We start from the raw sequence: 17,886 nt of genomic DNA, 5'->3' as shown, positions 1-17,886 counted from the left end.
TCGTAAATCGGCCCGGCATATCATCGGGATATTGCACAGCGTCCTTGCCCTCACTAGTCTGGAGGGCCAGGTCGATCAGAGGAATGTCCATGTCTGCGCCCAGCATGACGCTGCATTACAACGCCGCTTCGCCCTTCGCGCGCAAGGTGCTGATCCTGCTTCATGAAACCGGACAGGCAAGCCGGGTCAGTCTCAAAGCGGTTGCGCTCACCCCCGTTAGACCCGACGCTGAAGTCTGTCGCGACAATCCGTGCGGGAAGATTCCCGCGCTGTGTCTGGCCGACGACAACGTGATCCATGACAGCCGGGTCATTCTCGAGTACCTGGATCAACAGCACGTCGGCAACGCTCTCATTCCCAAGGAAGGCTCGGCGCGCTGGCGGCGATTGACGCTCGCGTCACTCGCCGATGCCCTCATGGACGCTGCGCTGCTCATCCGTTACGAGACCTTCCTGCGGCCCGAGGAGAAACACTGGGCGGCATGGCTCGACGCCCAGCAAGAGAAAATCGCTCGCACGCTGGCCTACTTCGAAGCCGAAGCCGTCACTGAACTGAGTACGCATTTCGACGTTGCGTCGATCAGCGTGGCCTGTGCGCTGGGCTATCTGGATTTCCGCCAGCCAAATCTGGGCTGGCGCAGCAGCTACCCGCGATTGGCGAACTGGTATTACGAAGTCAGTCAGCGGCCATCGATGCTGGAAACCCAGCCGCCCGCCTGATTGCTTTCAAATCACAGGTATCAACGAAGTCGGATTCATTCGCGCGACGCGAATCGGTCCGCTTCGGTGAGGGCTGGGCTGTCGGACCGCGAGGGAATCTGCTTTCGTCTGGCCACAACCAGTTTGCTATTTTCACTGCAAGCGCGTGCCCGATCTGCTGGTCTTCGCGCAGTCCCACCCGGCTACTCATGACTCGCCTCGACCACCAGCGTGGCAGGTTTTGCGGGACGTTGCGCCAGCGCATACCAGTCCAGCTTGCGCGTCAGCACCATGAACACGCCGAGGACACCGAACAGTAGCAAAGCGCCCATCAGCAAGGCGTAGTCTTCGGCACCGAGCAGGCCGTAAAGCAATGCATACAGGATTCCCAGCGCCACGCCGAATGACAGTCCGTGATGAACGCTGCCCAGCACATGGCAGACATAGAACCCGATCAGCGCCACACAGGCACTGGCCGATACCAGGTACGCCAGCGTGAAGCCCAGGTGCTCGGACAGCGACAACAGCAGCAGATAGAACAACGCCAGCGACGCACCGACCAGAGCGTATTGCACCGGGTGGACCGCCAGCCCTTTGAGCACTTCGAACAGCAGGAAGCCCGCGAAGGTGAGCGTGATGAAGAGCAGCGCATATTTGATCGAACGATCACTCTTGAGGTACTGGTCGACCGGCGATATGAAGCTCACGCCGAAACTGCGACCGGCGAACTCGGTACACACTTCGCTGGATGAACAGCGGTTGAGAATTTCCTGCAGATTGGTTGCGAAGAAAGAAGTCTGCCAATTGGCGGTGAAGCCCTGCCCGGAAACGTCGCGACTGGCGGGCAGGTAGTTGCCGATAAAGCTCGGATGCGGCCAGTCAGCCGCCACCCGTACAACACTCGATTTACCCACCGGGGTGATCTGCAACTGTCCAGTGCCCTGCAGACGAAGATCGAACGCGAAATTCAGGCGCTTCTGCTCCACGCCGGTTTCCAGCGGCAGCACGACGCTCACGCCCTCCCCCAACAGCGCCACGTCGGTACCTGGAACGAAGTCCAGTTGTTCGCCATTGAGATCAAGCTTCAGCGCACTTTCGATGCCACGAACATCTGTAATCCCGACAGCCAGAAAAGGGGCATCGAACCGGTAGTTCTCGAAATCGTTGCCCAGGCCAAAGTGCTCGGGCAGCACAAACTGGCCGCTTAGCGTGTTATCGGCGTGATAAAGGCGAGCCTCGTAAATGCCGCGCGAACGCACTTCGGTCTGGACCTTGCCGTCCAGTTCAAAGCGTTCGGGAAGGAAGTACAAGCGGCCCTTTTCCTCAACCGTTTCCTGATAGCGCTCGCGAGACTCCGCGTTGAGTTTCCAGATCCGGGTCAACTTGCGATACGGCACGACCAACAGCGGCCCACTGATGTGCTGGCTGTAACTGGAGCTGCGCGCGATGTCTTCGACCACTTCGTCGCGCCTGCTCTGTCGATCCTGGATAAGGCCATTGATCATCATCAACGGAATCATCAGCGCCAGTATCAACAGACCGATCATTCCCACCTTGTAAATCGACATGCCCTTGTTCATCGAACTCTCCCGGTTTTTGATGGGGAGATTCTGAAAAGTCTGTGTGGAGCAATCGTGGGGGAAGTGTGGAGATTGTGTGGAGTGTTTCGGGCGATGAAACCCCTGCCTCTCCAGGTCTCAACGTTAACGGACCGGCTTGTTTTATCGCAGCGTTACTCGCAGCTGCAACACCACCATCACCCCGCCTGCAACATTCCGTATCTGCATTTCCCCACCATGCAACTGCATCACTTCTTCAACGAAGTTGAGCCCAAGGCCAGTGCTCTTGCGGCCACTGTCGGGCCGGGGAAGGGAATAGAAGCGCTCGCTCAGGCGAGGCAGCGCGTATTCGGGAATGGGGTCGGCGCTATTGAAAAACAGCACGTTCACGCGCTCGCCCTCCCGCTCGGCGCTGAAGCGCAACGTGCCTCCGTCTGGCGTGAAGTCCAGCGCGTTGTCGAGCAAATTGGAGAACGCCTGGCGCAACAGAAAGCGCTCCCCGGTCACAAACAACTCGGCTGTAATCAGCCGTTCGACGATCAAACCCTTGCGCTCGATGCGCGCAGCCTGCGCCGCCAGCGTGTCCTCGACCAGCCCGGCAAGTGGCACCAGGACGCGCTCTTCCAGTCCCTGGCGTTGTTCGACCATGGCCAGGTTCAGCAGCCGTTCGATCAACTGCTGGACGCGCGCGCTTTCGTTATCGATGTTGCTGACAAAGCGCTGCCGCTGATCGGCGGGCATGTCACCCTGCAACAGCTCGGCAGCGCCACGAATTGCGGCGAGCGGGCTTTTCAGTTCATGGGTGAGGGTATGCACATAGCGCTCGACGTAGTCCTTGCCTTCCAGCTGTGTGCGCATGTGCTCGACGGCTGCAGACAACTGCGCCAGCTCGCCGCCTCGATAACGGGGCAGCTCGACGCGGCGCCCTTCGCTCACGGCCTGGGCGTATTTGGTCAAGCGACGCAGCGCGCTGCTCACCCACCCCGACAGCAACCCAGCGAACATCAACCCCAGAACGATCAGCCCCGCGCCGTAATACAGCAGACGCCGCTCAGTCCGGTCCACGTAAGGCTGCAGCGAGCTATTGGGTTTGGCCACGGTCACGACACCGATGATGCGGTCCCCGTCGCGAATCGGCGCGCCAACGTGCATGACCGATGAGTTAGGGTCCTGAGGATCGCTGCGGGTCGAGCGTGCGCCATATTGGCCACGCAAGGTGAGAAACACATCATTCCAGCGTGAATAATCCTGCCCCACGGCCTCTCCGCTGGAGTCGAGCAAAACAATGCCGTGGGCGTCGGTCACATACACGCGGTTATTGACCTGATTCTTTGGCATGCCCCAGATCTTCGCGTCCGGCTGTCGCAACCCATAGGCCGTGAGCACTTGCGGGAAGCGACTCTGGCTCAAGGTCCCCGCTTTAACGTCGGCCTGCAGCACCTCGGCAAGAAGGTTCGCGGTGTCCACCAACGTCTCTTCCGTGGATTGCCGAACGCCGGGGCGCACCTCTTTCATCACAGTGTTGAGGACGAAATACCCCGTCAGGCCAATAAATAGCGCATAGACCAGAAAAATCCGCAGGCCCAGCCGCATCAGCTGTGATCCGGGCTGTAGCTGTAGCCGAGCCCGCGATGGGTCTGAATCGGCTCGGCCTCGGCCACGATCGCCCGCAACTTGGCGCGGACGCTTTTGATATGGCTGTCGATGCTGCGCTCGTAGCCGGCATCGCTGGCAACGCCGACCGCATCGAGTAACTGCTCTCGGCTAAACACCCGTCCTGGTTGCTCGAGCAGACAGCGCAACAGGCGAAACTCGTGACGCGTCAGGCTCACGGGCTGGCCGCGATAGCTGATCAGCACGCGCTGGGCATCAACCGAAAAATGGCCGGTGGGGGGATTGGCGTCAACTCGGGGCGCGATTCGTTTGAGGATCGCCTTGACCCGTGCAGTGACTTCACGCGGACTGAACGGCTTGACGACGTAGTCATCCGCGCCAATTTCCAACCCCACCACGCGATCGATCTCACCATCACGGGCGCTCAGAAACATCACCGGCACCTCGGTAAACCGACGCAGTTGTTTGCAGGCTTCGAAGCCGCTGATATCGGGCAGGCCGATGTCGAGGATGATGAGGTCGGCGGGCGTGTCGCGTTGCAGTGCAACCGCCGCCTGTCCCAGCGTTAGCCATGCGGTGGTGAAACCCTCGCCCTGCAGGGCATAGATGAGGGTATCGGCGATGGCGGCTTCATCTTCGACAATGAGAATGTGGGGCATGGCATCCGAGCACGTGGCGTAAAGCCGGAACGGTGCCGGATATCAGTCCCGCGCGTCAATCAGCACTCAGGTTTGTCCGCCGTATAGCGACGGGCCGGGTTAACCGCCGCGCCAAACTCGCGCAGGGCCTTGGCGCCGATCAGCAAGGGGTAGTTGAAGTGGCTGCGGTCGACGAGGTTGACCTCCACGGTGCGTTTCACATTGCCCAGGCACAGCTCAAGATCAACAACCGGGCGCTTGGTGGGATCAGCCGGTTCTTCGTCATCGTCGCCTTCGGAGCGGCCCTTGATGCGGCTGATGCGCGAAACCTTGTGCTCGTACACTTTGCTGTCGGCGTCTTTGGTCGCCAGACGGAAGCGCACCCAGTCATCGCCATCGCGCTTGAACAGTTCGATGTCCTTGGCCGACAGCGACGCGGTCAACGCGCCGGTGTCCATTTTGGCTTTGAACGTCTCGCCGATCTCCGAGACCTGAATGTATTCGTAACGGCCATACAACGTCGGTTCGGCAGCCATGACAGGCAACGCCAGCAAAGACATAAGCGCCAGAAGGGATTTCACGTCACATTTTCCTCGTGATGGATGAGCGGTCGGGCGTGCCCGGTTTAGACCATAACTTTGCCGATGGTTCGCGCCCGGAATTGCAGCACCGGGCAGTCGCGGTGCAGGCAATGGGAAGCGTACCGAAAACGGCGTGAAACATTCGTCGGTATCGCCGGGGATTTTGCGCCAGACGCCCGGCCTGCTTATCATTGCGCGCCACCCTGTCGACCGCGAGTGCCTTATGCGTCACCTGCTCACCGGAATTGCCGTCACGCTGCTGCTTCTGCTCAATACACTGGTGCTGATCGGCCCGCTGATGGTCTTTGCACTGCTCAAGTTGGTGTTCCAGAGCGAGATGCGCGACAACTGCTCGGCGGCGGTGATGTGGATCGCCGAGACCTGGTGTGAAATCAACAAGCTGATTTTAAAAATTTGCCTGCCGACCCGGTGGGAAATCCGCGGCGACGAAGGCCTGCGTGGCGACACGTCCTACCTGGTCATCGGCAACCATCAGTCCTGGGTCGACATCCCGGCGCTGGTGCAGGCACTGAATCGACGTACGCCCTTCTTCAAATTCTTCCTCAAAAAAGAGCTGATCTGGGTGCCGTTCCTGGGGCTGGCGTGGTGGGCGCTCGATTACCCGTTCATGAAGCGCTACACGAAAGCGTTTCTGGCGAAGCATCCCGAGCTCAAGGGCAAGGATCTGGAAATCACCCGCGAGGCGTGCGAACTGTTCAAACGTCAGCCGGTGACGGTGGTGAATTACCTGGAGGGCACGCGCTTTACCCCGGCCAAAAAAGCCGAGCAGGCTTCGCCCTATCGTTACTTGCTCAAGCCCAAGGCGGGCGGCGTCGCGTTTGTGCTGGCGGCGATGGGTGAGCAACTGGACGCGGTGCTCGATGTGACGGTCGTTTATCCCAGCGAGCGCATCCCGGGGTTCTGGGACTTGCTATCAGGACGAGTGCCGCGTGTGATCGTCGACATCAAGACCCGCGAACTCGACCCTGCGCTGTGGCAGGGCGATTACGAGAATGACCCGGCGTTTCGCGTGTATGTGCAGGACTGGGTCAACCGGCTGTGGGAAGAAAAGGACGCGCGGATTGCCGAGTTACGCGGCCTGATTTCCTAGCAGTACTTCTTGGCAACCAGCGCCCCTTTTGCAGGGGCGCGGCAACTCAATTACTTGGCGCCCCAGACGCCACTCAACGCCTGCAACGCCTGCAACGCCGAACCACCGGCGCCTTGCTGACCGAGGTATTGCAGAATCACCGGCACGAACTGGCTGACCATGCTGCTGTTCATGCCCAGCGCGCTGAACGCTTTGTTCACGTCGCCCATGCTCTGCACGTTGCCCAGCGCACTATCCAGGGCAGAGTTGTTGCTCCCGGAATTACCCAACAGTCCGCCCAGACCACTGAGGCTGCCAAGAGCCGAGGTGCCCGCCAATTGGTCGAGGCCTGGCACTGATTTGCTCAGTTGCGAATAGTCGTTGCCCGCGAGCTTGTTTTTCGCCAGCCCCAACAAGGCGCCGGTGCCGCCAACCGCTTGCTCCGGCGTCACGTTCAACTGCGTGCCCAGCGTGTTCAACAGCCCGGCTGCTTCAGGCGCGGCGGTTGCCTTTTGCTGGCCGCCGGTGGCATTGGAAACAGCATTGGCCGCGTCATTCAGATTGAAAGCGAAGACCGGCGTGGCTGCCAGCGCCATCAGGCTCGCCAGCGCAGCACCGCGTACATTTTTCAGTGAAACTTTCATCGCAACAACCTCGTTTGCCGGGAGACCGGCCGTGGCCGGGTAAACACGCGTTGGACCGCCCCTCGAAAGGAAGTTCCACGCAGGGCCTCAGGGTTCGCTCACATAAAACAGGCGCTGCGGCTCGAAGGTCCGCGCCAGCCGTTGATCTGCAGCCGTCGAACCCGCCTGCAGGAGCCGGTGGCGAATGAATGCCTTATCGAAATGCTCACCGTTGTTAAGCTTCTCGCGCAGGCTGATCAAGCGCGTGCCGCCCTGATGATCGGCGCCGCGATAAAGCGGTTCACTGAAAAGGCGCACTTGTGAGTCGGGGCCACCTTCGATAGCTGGCAGCTGAAGCTGGGTGATGATCGCGAAGCCGGACAGCCAGGGCGACCAGAGCCGGGAGACGTCGGCAGCGAAACACTCACCCGGCACGAAGTCTGCCTCGCAATCCGCCAGCTCACGGTAGGTCGGCGCCACTCGCACATGCTGTCGATAAGCGGCGCGGTATCCGGCCTGGCATACCGGCGGCGCAACCCCGGCCCAGATGCAGGCATTCGGATTTTCAAAGAACATTTCCGAGGAAGCCCAGCCCGACGAAAAGGGCTCCAGGTGAGCACTTGCCAACGTCGCCGGCAGCCAGAGCAGCGGCATTGCGACGAGGAAATGAATCGATGTTCTAACCCACCTGACAACCATGCATGACCCGCCACCTGAAAAAACCGGCCGGACAAATAGCACGGAGAAAAGGCAGCTGAAACAAGCAGGAACGCAATTCAAACGCTCCTCAACCATTTTCAGAAACGCCCTACATATGTCGGGTTAGAGCCCTACGTCGGACATAAAAAAAGCGACCCGAAGGTCGCCTTTTGTGAGCGTCAGAGGATCACGCGGCGCTGAACAGTTTGTGCGGATCGATGACGAATTTCTTCGGCACACCGGCATCGAACTCGCCATAACCGCGCGGGGCATCGTCGAGGCTGATGACTTCCACGCCCACTACATCGGCGATGTTGATGCGGTCCCACATGATGGCCTGCATCAGTTGGCGGTTGTACTTCATGACCGGTGTCTGGCCAGTGTGGAAGCTGTGGGATTTCGCCCAGCCCAGGCCGAAACGAATGCTCAGCGCGCCGACCTTGGCGGCAGCGTCCACGGCGCCCGGGTCTTCCGTCACATACAGGCCGGGAATGCCGATCTTGCCAGCGACGCGAACCACGCCCATCAGCGAGTTGAGTACGGTGGCCGGTGCCTCGGCCTTGGCGCCCGTATGGCCATGACCGCGCGCTTCAAAGCCCACAGCGTCGACGGCGCAGTCCACTTCTGGCTCACCCAGCAGATCGGCGATCTGCTCGTGCAGCGGGGTGTCTTTGGACAGGTCGGCGATCTCGAAACCCTGGGCCTTGGCGTGCGCCAGACGCACTGGATTGACGTCACCGACGATCACGACTGCCGCGCCGAGCAAGCGTGCTGATGCGGCAGCGGCAAGACCCACCGGACCGGCACCGGCGATGTACACCGAGCTGCCCGGGCCAACGCCGGCAGTGACCGCGCCGTGGTAGCCGGTTGGCAGGATGTCGGAAAGGCAGGTCAGGTCACGGATTTTCGACATCGCCTTGTCGCGATCGGGAAGCTTGAGCAGGTTGAAATCGGCGTAGGGCACGAGCACGTATTCGGCCTGCCCGCCGGTCCAGTCGCCCATGTCGACATAACCGTAGGCACCGCCGGCACGGGCCGGGTTAACGGTCAGGCAGACGCCGGTGTGTTGTTCTTTGCAGGAGCGGCAACGGCCGCAGGCGACGTTGAACGGCACGGACACCAGATCGCCGATTTTGAGATTCTCGACGTCGCTGCCCTTCTCGATCACTTCACCGGTGATTTCGTGACCCAGTACCAGGCCGACCTGGGCCGTCGTTCGGCCACGCACCATGTGTTGATCGGAACCACAAATGTTGGTGGAAACCACGCGCAAGATCACCCCGTGCTCGATCTTCTTGCCGCGCGGGTCCTGCATCTTGGGATAGTCGATTTTCTGTACTTCGACCTTACCTGAGCCGAGATACACCACACCACGATTACCAGACATGCTTTCACCTCGCTGATTGTTGTTATGAATACAGCTGTGTAGCGGAGTTATGCGTTGCCATTGTCCTGCGGCAATGCACTGATTGCTCTGGGGTGTTGCGTTGTGTCGCCCTATATCTTGTGTCGTTTTTTATTACGTCATAGCGAGCAAGCTCACTCCTACAGTTGATTGCGTTCGATTGTAGGAGTGAGCTTCCTCGCGATGCCGCGAAGCGGCGGGTGCTTAAAGCACCACCGTCCTGTTGGCGTTGAGAAACACCCGTCGCTCAATGTGGTAACCCACCGCGCGTGCCAGGGTCAGGCCTTCGATGTCGCGGCCCTTGGCGATCAGGTCTTCGGGGTAGTGACTGTGGTCGACCACTTCGACGCCCTGGGCGATGATCGGCCCTTCGTCGAGGTCGTTGTTGATGTAATGGGCCGTCGCGCCAACCAGTTTCACGCCTTTGTTATAGGCCTGATGATAAGGCTTGGCGCCCTTGAAGCCCGGCAGCAAAGAGTGATGAATGTTGATCGCCTTGCCATCGAGCTTGCGGCACAGCTCCGGCGACAGCACCTGCATGTAGCGGGCAAGCACCACCAGTTCGGCGCCGGTGTCTTCGATCACCTTCATCACCCTGGCTTCCTGGGCCGGTTTGTCGTTGGGGTCGAGGGGGAAATGGTAGTAGGGAATGTCGTGCCAGCGCGCCAGTGGTTCGAGGTCCGGGTGATTGGAGACGACAGCAACCACGTCCATGGACAGCTGATTGATGCGCTGGCGGTAGAGCAGATCGTTCAGGCAGTGGTCGGCTTTGGAGACCATGATCACCACTTTCGGGCGGTAATTCGGGGGGGTGAGCTCGAAGATCATGCCGAAAGATTCGCCGCGCTCGGCCAGGCCGGCACGGAAAGACGACTCGTCAAATCCCTCCGGCTGGCGGAACTCGACGCGAATGAAAAAGCGGCTGGACAGCCGGTCATCGAACGAATGGTGCTCGGTGACGTAGCAGCCCTGCTCGAAGAGGTAACGCGTCACCGCGTCCACCGTGCCCAGCACGCTGGGGCAGTCGGCGGTCAGAATCCAGGTATCGGGGGCGCGGCTCATAGGTATTCCTTTATCGTTCCCACGCCCTGCGTGGGAATGCGGTTCAGGACGCTCCGCGTCCATTGTCGAGTGACGCGGAGCATCACAGGCGGCGCTCCCACGCTGAGCGGGGAACGATCAGCACAGGTCGTGTCGTCAATCCGGAATCAGGCAGCGACGCCCAAACCATACTCCGCGCTCGCGTCCTGCAGCCACATCCACCAGTAATCGGCGAAGCTGCGGCGGATCACCAGCTCCCAGGTCTCTTCACCGGTACGGCGGATCACCAGCTGCGATTTGGCGAACACCGTGCCGATGGCCTTTCCTGCCGGAAAATTATTCGGGTGCACGTCGTAGCTGGTGGACTTCATCAGCACTTCGCGCACCTTCGGGCCGGTCAGCTCCAGCAGCGATTGCCCGCCGCTGACATTGACGATAGCGATGTGCAAACCGGCGAGCGCTTCGCGCAGCTTCTGCTCGACGGCGAATTCTTCACCGGTCGGCACGATCAGCAGCCACTCATCCGGGCCAAGCCACTGGATCGAGCTATCGCCGCTTGAGACCAGCGCCAGCGCGCCCGGCAGTTCCATGCCCAGCGCCTTGTGCACGCCCGCCGCAAACGCCGAATCGTGCCCATTGCCACGGAGGGTCAGGTGGCCGAGCAATTTTTTCTCCCGCAGCACGACGCCCGGATTGCTGCGGCCCTTGCCGATCAGGCTTTGAAGGTCAGCATGAAACAGCGGCGACTCGGCTTTGGCCTCGGTCGCTGGCCGCTGTTGGTAAACGTTGGCTGTGGTCATAGAGCACCTGTGTTGAATTCTGTTGTTTCAGTGAGTGCAAAATATGCGGTGTCCGGGATGGCTCCTTCGCGAGCAAGCTCGCTCCCACAATGACCGACGAACCTGCTCGCGAATGAATCGCAAAACCTGTGGGAGCGAGCTTGCTCGCGAATGGATCAGGCGACGCAGCATGTCAGACACACCGCGCGTAACCGTCCGATCACTCCACGTTCTGCTGATCACCCTTCGGATCGAAGAACACCGAGGACACAATCTCCGCCTCGATCACCGACCCATCCGCCAATGGCGCAAACACCCGCTCACCCATGCGCTTCAGCCCGCCCTTCACCACACCCATGGCGAACGAATAGCCCAGCGAGTTCGCCGCATAACTTGACGTCACATGGCCGACCATCTTCATCGGGATCGACTGCTTCGGATCGAACACCAGTTGCGCGCCCTCTGGCAGCCACTGGTTCGGATCAACCGGTTTCAGGCCGACGAGCTGCTTGCGATCTTCCCGCACGCAATCCTCACGGTTCATGCCACGCTGGCCGATCCATGAGAACGGCTTGGTACGGCCCACACACCAGCCCATGTTCAAATCGTCCGGGGTCATCGAGCCGTCGGTGTCCTGGCCGACGATGATGAAGCCCTTCTCGGCCCGCAGGACGTGCATGGTTTCAGTGCCGTACGGGGTCAAGTTGTACTGCTTGCCCGCTTCGGCGATTTTTTCCAGAACGCCCATGGCGTAGTCTGCCTGGATGTTCACCTCGTAGGAGAGCTCTCCGGTAAACGAAATCCGGAACACCCGCGCCGGTACTCCGCCCACCAGCCCTTCTTTCCAGGTCATGAAGGGGAACGCTTCACGGCCCAGATCGATGTCGGTCACTTCGCTGAGCAACTTGCGGCTGTTCGGGCCCGACAGTGTCAGGGTCGCGTAGTGGTCGGTGACGGAGGTGAAGTACACCTTCAGGTCCGGCCATTCGGTCTGTTGATAAATTTCCAGCCACTGCAGCACGCGTGCAGCGCCACCGGTTGTGGTGGTCATGATGAAGTGGTTGTCGGCGATGCAGGCGGTCACGCCATCGTCGAAGACCATGCCGTCTTCCTTGCACATCAGGCCGTAACGCGCCTTGCCGACATCGAGCTTGGTCCAGGCGTTGGTGTAGATGCGGTTCAGAAACTCACGGGCATCCGGGCCTTGAATGTCGATCTTGCCCAGCGTCGAGGCGTCCAGCAGACCGACGCTGTCGCGCACGGCCTTGCATTCGCGGCGCACGGCGGCGTGGATGTCTTCACCGGCTTTCGGGAAATACCAAGGCCGTTTCCACTGACCGACATCTTCGAATTCGGCGCCGTTCTTCACGTGCCAGGCGTGCAGCGCGGTGAAGCGCACAGGCTCGAAGACGTGACCGCAGTGACGACCGGCGATGGCGCCGAAGGTCACTGGCGTGTAGTTCGGGCGGAACATGGTGGTGCCCATTTCCGGGATCGACACGTTCAGCGAGCGGGCGGCAATGGCCAGCCCGTTGACGTTGCCGAGCTTGCCCTGGTCGGTACCAAAACCCAACGCGGTGTAGCGTTTGACGTGCTCGACGGACTCGAAACCCTCGCGAGTCGCCAGTTCGATGGCCGCTGCGGTGACGTCGTTCTGCAGGTCGACGAATTGCTTCGGCGCCCGGGCAGTGCCTTTTTCGTGCGGTACCTGGAACAGCGCCAGTGTCGGTTCTTCCACGCGGCTCAGGGATTTGGGCAGTACGCCTTCGACCGGTTTGAACCCGGCTTCACTGGCGGCACGAACACCGCCCTCAAAACCGTCGGCCAGCGAGTCGCCGAGGGCGTAAACGCCGTTCACACCGCCGACGCAGACGCGTTTCTGCGGTGCTTCGCCGGGCACGAAACCGAGGATGTCTTCGCGCCAGACCGGCTTGCCGCCGAGGTGCGAAGCCAAGTGAACGATCGGGCTGTAGCCACCGGAGCTGGCAACCAGATCGCAGTCCAGCCACTCGCCCGGGCTGCTGACCTTGTGAGCTTTGACGTCAATAGCTGCCACGCGGGCGGCACTGACGCGCTTGCTGCCTCGGGCCTCCACCACGGCGCTGCCGGTCAGGATCCGAATGCCTTTGGCGCGGGCTTCTTCCACCAACGCACCGCGCGGGTTGTGACGCGCATCGGCGACGGCCACCACGTGCAGGCCAGCGTCGAGCCAGTCCAGCGCCACGCGATAGGCGTAATCATTGTTGGTCGACAGGATCAGTTTCTTGCCCGGCGCCACGCCATAACGACGCACGTAAGTGGAAACCGCGCCGGCCAGCATGTTGCCCGGCACATCGTTGTTGCCGTAAACCAGTGGACGCTCGTGGGTGCCGGTCGCCAGCACCACGCGCTTGGCGCGAACCCGGTGCATACGCTGACGCACCTGGCCAATCGGCGCGCGGTCGCCCAAGTGATCGGTCAGCCGCTCGTGAATAGTCAGGAAATTGTGGTCGTGATAGCCGTTCACCGTGGCGCGCGGCAGCAGGGTCACGTTGGGCAGGCCTTTGAGTTCGGCCACCACCGTCGCTACCCATTCCGCTGCCGGTTTACCGTCCAGACTTTCGCGGCTGTCCAGCAGGCTGCCGCCGAATTCTTCCTGCTCGTCCGCCAGGATGACCCGAGCACCGCTGCGCGCAGCGGCCAGTGCGGCGGCCAGACCTGCAGGGCCGGCGCCGACCACCAGCACGTCGCAGTGCTGGTTCATGTTGTCGTAGGTGTCCGGATCCAGCTCGGTCGGCGAGCGGCCGAGACCCGCTGCTTTGCGGATGTACTTCTCGTAGGTCACCCAGAACGATTGCGGGTACATGAAGGTTTTGTAGTAGAAGCCCGGCGGCATCAGCTTGCCGCCGACCTTGCCGAGAATGCCCATCATGTCGGTGTTCACGCTCGGCCAGCCGTTGGTGCTGGTCGCGACGAGGCCCGAGTAAAGCGCCTGTTGCGTGGCGCGCACGTTGGGGATCTGCGTGGCTTCGGTGGCGCCGATCTGGAGCACGGCATTCGGCTCTTCGGAACCGGCCGCGAAGATGCCGCGAGGACGGGAATACTTGAAGCTGCGACCGATGATGTCGACACCGTTGGCGAGCAGGGCTGCGGCCAGGGTGTCGCCTTCGAAGCCCTGGTAGGTCTGGCCGTTGAAGTTGAAATTCAGGACCTTGCTGCGATCGATGCGGCCTCCGTTGGGCAGGCGATTGGACTGGCTCATACCTGATCCCCCTTTCTGATCGCGGGCGCCGGATTGACGAATTGCGGCTGCGTGCCGATCGGATAGGTTTCGAGAATTTCGTAGGTCACGGTGTCACGCGTGGTGTTGAAGTACTGACGGCAGCCCGCTGCGTGAATCCACAGTTCGTGGTGCAGGCCGCGCGGGTTGTCGCGGAAGAACATGTAATCGCCCCATTCCTCGTCGGTGCAGGCGGCCGGGTCCAGCGGACGCGGGATGTGAGCCTGACCGGAGACGTGGAATTCCTCTTCGGAGCGCAGTTCGCCACAGTGAGGACAGAAGATATGCAACATGGGAAAAGTCCTCTGTTAGTGGGCTACGGCTGCAGCGCCGTGTTCGTCGATCAACGCGCCGTTGTGGAAACGGTCGATTGAGAAGGGTTTGGCCAGCGGGTGCATTTCGCCCTTGGCCAGGCTGGCGGCAAACACGTTGCCCGAGCCCGGCGTGGCCTTAAAGCCACCGGTGCCCCAACCGCAGTTGAAGAACATGTTCGGCACCGGTGTTTTGGAGATGATCGGGCAGGCGTCCGGCGTGGTGTCGACGATGCCGCCCCACTGGCGGTTCATGCGCACCCGCGAGAGCACCGGGAACATCTCAACGATAGCCTGAATGGTGTGCTCGATCACCGGGTAAGAGCCGCGCTGGCCATAGCCGACCCAGCTGTCGATGCCGGCACCGATCACCAGGTCGCCCTTGTCGGACTGGCTGATGTAACCGTGTACGGCGTTGGACATGATCACGCTGTCGATGATGGGCTTGATCGGCTCGGACACCAGGGCTTGCAACGGATGGGATTCAACAGGCAGACGGAAACCGGCGAGCTTGGCCATGTGGCCGGAGTTGCCGGCCGTTACCACGCCGACGCGCTTGGCGCCGATGAAGCCCTTGTTGGTTTCGACGCCAATGCACACGCCGTTTTCCTTGCGAAAGCCGGTCACTTCGGTCTGCTGAATCAAGTCCACGCCCAACGCATCAGCGGCACGGGCGTAGCCCCAGGCCACGGCGTCATGACGCGCGACACCGCCGCGACGCTGCACCGTTGCGCCGATGATCGGGTAACGGGTGTTTTTCGAGCAGTCGAGGTACGGAATTTCTTCAGCCACTTGCTTGCCGTTGAGCAGCTCGCCGTCGACACCGTTGAGGCGGTTGGCGCTGACGCGGCGCTCGGAATCACGCATGTCCTGCAGGGTGTGGCACAGGTTGTAAACGCCGCGCTGGGAAAACATGACGTTGTAGTTGATGTCCTGGGACAGGCCTTCCCACAGTTTCATCGCGTGTTCGTACAAGTGCGCGGATTCGTCCCACAAGTAGTTCGAACGGACGATGGTGGTGTTGCGCGCGGTATTACCGCCGCCCAACCAGCCTTTTTCGACCACGGCCACATTGGTGATGCCGTGCTCTTTTGCCAGGTAATAGGCCGTCGCCAGACCGTGCCCGCCGCCGCCGACAATCACGACGTCGTAGACCTTTTTCGGGGTCGGCGTGCGCCACATGCGCTGCCAGTTTTCGTGGTGGCTGAGGGAGTGTTTGAAGAGGCCGAAGCCCGAGTAATGCTGCATGGTGCGACTCCTGACTCAGCGGTAAACCGGGAAATCGGCGCACAGCGCGGCGACCTGCTCGGCAACATTGGCCTCGACATCGGCGTCGCCGAGGTTGTCGAGGATGTCGCAGATCCAGCCTGCCAGCGTGATGCACTGGGTAACTTTGAAACCGCGCGTGGTCACCGCAGGGGTGCCGATGCGCAGGCCCGACGTCACGAACGGCGATTGCGGATCGTTCGGCACGGCGTTCTTGTTGACGGTGATGTGCGCTCGACCCAGCGCGGCGTCGGCGTCTTTCCCGGTCAGGCCCTGACGAATCAGGCTGACGAGGAACAAGTGGTTATCCGTCCCGCCCGACACAACGTCGTAACCGCGGTCGATGAACACCTGCGCCATGGCCTGGGCGTTGTCGATCACTTGCTGTTGATAGGCTTTGAAACCGGGCTCCATGGCTTCCTTGAAGCACACGGCTTTGCCGGCAATCACGTGCATCAATGGGCCGCCCTGGGCACCCGGGAACACGGCGGAATTGAGCTTCTTCTCGATCTCTTCGTTGGCCTTGGCCAGGATCAACCCGCCACGGGGGCCGCGCAGGGTTTTGTGCGTGGTGGTGGTGACCACATCGGCGTACGGCAGCGGGTTCGGGTACAAACCGGCAGCGACCAGACCGGCCACGTGAGCCATGTCGACGAACAGCAGCGCGCCTACTTTGTCGGCGATCTCACGAAAGCGTGGGAAATCCAGGGTTTTGGAGTAGGCCGAGAACCCGGCCACGATCATCTTCGGCTTGTGCTCGACCGCCAGTCGTTCGACTTCGTCGTAATCGATCAGGCCGGTGGCAACGTCGATGCCGTATTGAACGGCGTTGTACAGCTTGCCCGAGGACGACACTTTGGCGCCGTGGGTCAGGTGACCGCCATGGGCCAGGCTCATGCCCAGCAACGTATCGCCCGCTTGCAGCAGCGCCAGGTAAACCGCGCTGTTGGCCGACGAACCGGAGTGTGGCTGGACGTTGGCATAATCGGCACCAAACAGCAGCTTGGCGCGATCGATCGCCAGTTGCTCGACCTTGTCCACGTGCTCGCAGCCACCGTAATAGCGCTTGCCGGGATAACCCTCGGCGTATTTGTTGGTCAGGCCGCTGCCCTGAGCCTGCATCACGCGCTTGCTGGTGTAGTTCTCCGAGGCGATCAGCTCAATGTGGTCTTCCTGACGCTGCTCCTCGGCACTGATAGCGGCCAACAGTGCATCGTCATAACCCTGAATCTGGTCTTGCTTGCTGAACATCGCGGTTCTCCCAGCGGCGGCGCGGCGCCTGAATGATCGACAGGGCTTTGAACTGCCCTTTGGCCACGATGGTATGGCTGACGCTGACAGCCCAGATGCCTGCGCGCGCCACACAAAGGCGCGTTTACGACATGGGTTAACGGGGAGCGGGATTTGCGCGGCTCTGCGCGCGGCAGACTGTCGGTCCTGAGCCCGCCGCGAATCCTCGGCACGCCACAACACCTCAGACCAATGGGCACGGGGACTGTCAAAACTGACAGTATTCAAATAGCAATGACGGGCTTACTTTTGAGCCAACGGAACGGCTGACAGCCACTCACTCAAAGGAATGATCATGGGCACAATCGCAAGGTCGCATACGCTAACTCCGCAGTTATGGAAAAAGCTTAGGGGGAAAAACGCCAGTCGGCATGTACCCGCTACGGAGCCGCTGCTCTTTCTGACTCAAGGCGTGTTTCATACGGTGGATATAGAAGGCTCGGTCAAGTTACGGATTATTCGGGAACTGAACGAGTTTGAGGCGCTGCTTGCCGTCTACGTCGAGGATTCGGATGTAGTTCTTTCGTCCACCGTTTCAGTGAGTGACGCCAGGCTTTATGCCACCCCCCAAGACATCGTTCACCAGGACGGCGGTTACTATTCGGTCATTCTCAAGATCATTTCCTATCCGAACGCAGAGGTGGTCGCCGATATCTATCTATGGGAAATACCCCCCATCGCAGCACCGCAGTCTGTCGAATCGGACCTTGCGCTGTACCTTCCCAAAGGCTCGACTTTCCACGCAAGTCCCTCTGAAGAAGACATTGTGATGGACAGGACTTTCAGAGTGTCTGAAGACCGCCAAGTCTCGGTCAACATCCGCACCGTTGAAGGGCGCAGCTACTCCACAACCGTCACGGAAGCCGAAGCAATCCGATGTGCCGCGCCCGGTGATTACTATGTGGAGAGCGGTTCCAATGAGCTGTCGGTCGTCTATGGCATCACCACTCGTCCCGAATCAGCGTCATCGCCGATCCTCAAGCATATGCCGCTGCCGGATGTGCCGAGGCCCCGCCATGACCTCGGCAAATGA

General features: G+C 60.8%; 16 protein-coding genes. 3 read left to right on the top strand and 13 right to left on the bottom strand.

All coding sequences use genetic code 11. The features are described from left to right. Positions 1 to 89: 89 nt before the first annotated feature. Positions 90 to 719: a glutathione S-transferase family protein gene (locus QWI20_RS19645; RefSeq protein WP_369306848.1), complete on the top strand. Its 630-nt coding sequence runs from the start codon at positions 90 to 92 to the stop codon at positions 717 to 719. A 182-nt stretch (positions 720 to 901) separates the two neighbouring features. On the opposite strand, the gene creD is transcribed toward QWI20_RS19645, so the two are convergent. From creD to QWI20_RS19625, 4 genes are all read right to left on the bottom strand, one after another. Further along, complete coding sequence (creD, locus tag QWI20_RS19640) at positions 902 to 2,278, bottom strand: cell envelope integrity protein CreD (protein ID WP_369306847.1); 1,377 nt, start codon at positions 2,276 to 2,278, stop codon at positions 902 to 904. Positions 2,279 to 2,419: 141 nt separating this feature from the next. Beyond that, positions 2,420 to 3,850, bottom strand: coding sequence for a two-component system sensor histidine kinase CreC (creC, locus tag QWI20_RS19635; protein ID WP_369306846.1), 1,431 nt, complete (start codon positions 3,848 to 3,850; stop codon positions 2,420 to 2,422). After that, complete coding sequence (gene creB / locus QWI20_RS19630) at positions 3,850 to 4,530, bottom strand: two-component system response regulator CreB (RefSeq protein WP_369306845.1); 681 nt, start codon at positions 4,528 to 4,530, stop codon at positions 3,850 to 3,852. The genes creC and creB overlap by 1 nt, the downstream gene beginning before the upstream one ends. A gap of 59 nt (positions 4,531 to 4,589) precedes the next feature. After that, complete coding sequence (locus QWI20_RS19625) at positions 4,590 to 5,090, bottom strand: ATP-dependent zinc protease (RefSeq protein WP_065991278.1); 501 nt, start codon at positions 5,088 to 5,090, stop codon at positions 4,590 to 4,592. Positions 5,091 to 5,313: 223 nt separating this feature from the next. Here QWI20_RS19625 and QWI20_RS19620 point away from each other — a divergent pair, with 223 nt between their 5' ends. After that, positions 5,314 to 6,201: an acyltransferase gene (locus QWI20_RS19620; RefSeq protein ID WP_369306844.1), complete on the top strand. Its 888-nt coding sequence runs from the start codon at positions 5,314 to 5,316 to the stop codon at positions 6,199 to 6,201. A 50-nt stretch (positions 6,202 to 6,251) separates the two neighbouring features. Here QWI20_RS19620 and QWI20_RS19615 read toward each other — a convergent pair whose 3' ends face one another. From QWI20_RS19615 to glyA, 9 genes are all read right to left on the bottom strand, one after another. Beyond that, complete coding sequence (locus QWI20_RS19615; protein ID WP_369306843.1) at positions 6,252 to 6,824, bottom strand: DUF2780 domain-containing protein; 573 nt, start codon at positions 6,822 to 6,824, stop codon at positions 6,252 to 6,254. A gap of 87 nt (positions 6,825 to 6,911) precedes the next feature. After that, complete coding sequence (locus QWI20_RS19610; protein WP_369306842.1) at positions 6,912 to 7,598, bottom strand: DUF1190 domain-containing protein; 687 nt, start codon at positions 7,596 to 7,598, stop codon at positions 6,912 to 6,914. Positions 7,599 to 7,689: 91 nt separating this feature from the next. Beyond that, positions 7,690 to 8,889: a formaldehyde dehydrogenase, glutathione-independent gene (gene fdhA / locus QWI20_RS19605; protein WP_369306841.1), complete on the bottom strand. Its 1,200-nt coding sequence runs from the start codon at positions 8,887 to 8,889 to the stop codon at positions 7,690 to 7,692. 222 nt (positions 8,890 to 9,111) lie between these two features. Next, positions 9,112 to 9,969, bottom strand: a complete 858-nt coding sequence (gene purU, locus QWI20_RS19600) for a formyltetrahydrofolate deformylase (RefSeq protein WP_369306840.1) — start codon at positions 9,967 to 9,969, stop codon at positions 9,112 to 9,114. Between the two features lie 146 nt (positions 9,970 to 10,115). Beyond that, entirely contained in the window at positions 10,116 to 10,748 is a 633-nt protein-coding gene (locus QWI20_RS19595; protein WP_369306839.1) for a sarcosine oxidase subunit gamma, read from the bottom strand. Positions 10,749 to 10,947: 199 nt separating this feature from the next. After that, positions 10,948 to 13,968: a sarcosine oxidase subunit alpha gene (locus tag QWI20_RS19590; protein WP_369306838.1), complete on the bottom strand. Its 3,021-nt coding sequence runs from the start codon at positions 13,966 to 13,968 to the stop codon at positions 10,948 to 10,950. Next, positions 13,965 to 14,279, bottom strand: coding sequence for a sarcosine oxidase subunit delta (locus QWI20_RS19585; protein ID WP_074886785.1), 315 nt, complete (start codon positions 14,277 to 14,279; stop codon positions 13,965 to 13,967). Before QWI20_RS19585 ends, QWI20_RS19590 begins: the two co-directional genes overlap by 4 nt. A gap of 15 nt (positions 14,280 to 14,294) precedes the next feature. Continuing rightward, on the bottom strand, positions 14,295 to 15,545 hold the full coding sequence (locus QWI20_RS19580; protein ID WP_192173169.1) for a sarcosine oxidase subunit beta family protein: 1,251 nt from the start codon (positions 15,543 to 15,545) through the stop codon (positions 14,295 to 14,297). Positions 15,546 to 15,560: 15 nt separating this feature from the next. After that, positions 15,561 to 16,814, bottom strand: coding sequence for a serine hydroxymethyltransferase (glyA, locus tag QWI20_RS19575; RefSeq protein ID WP_282371162.1), 1,254 nt, complete (start codon positions 16,812 to 16,814; stop codon positions 15,561 to 15,563). A 334-nt stretch (positions 16,815 to 17,148) separates the two neighbouring features. On the opposite strand from glyA, the gene QWI20_RS19570 reads away from it, so the two are divergent. Further along, positions 17,149 to 17,886, top strand: a complete 738-nt coding sequence (locus tag QWI20_RS19570) for a hypothetical protein (RefSeq protein WP_369306837.1) — start codon at positions 17,149 to 17,151, stop codon at positions 17,884 to 17,886.

It is taken from the genome of Pseudomonas sp. W2-17, assembly GCF_041060445.1.
Taxonomy (GTDB): Bacteria; Pseudomonadota; Gammaproteobacteria; order Pseudomonadales; family Pseudomonadaceae; genus Aquipseudomonas.
The sequence above is the reverse complement of the archived record's forward strand: the minus strand, read 5'-3'. Positions and strand labels throughout refer to the sequence as shown.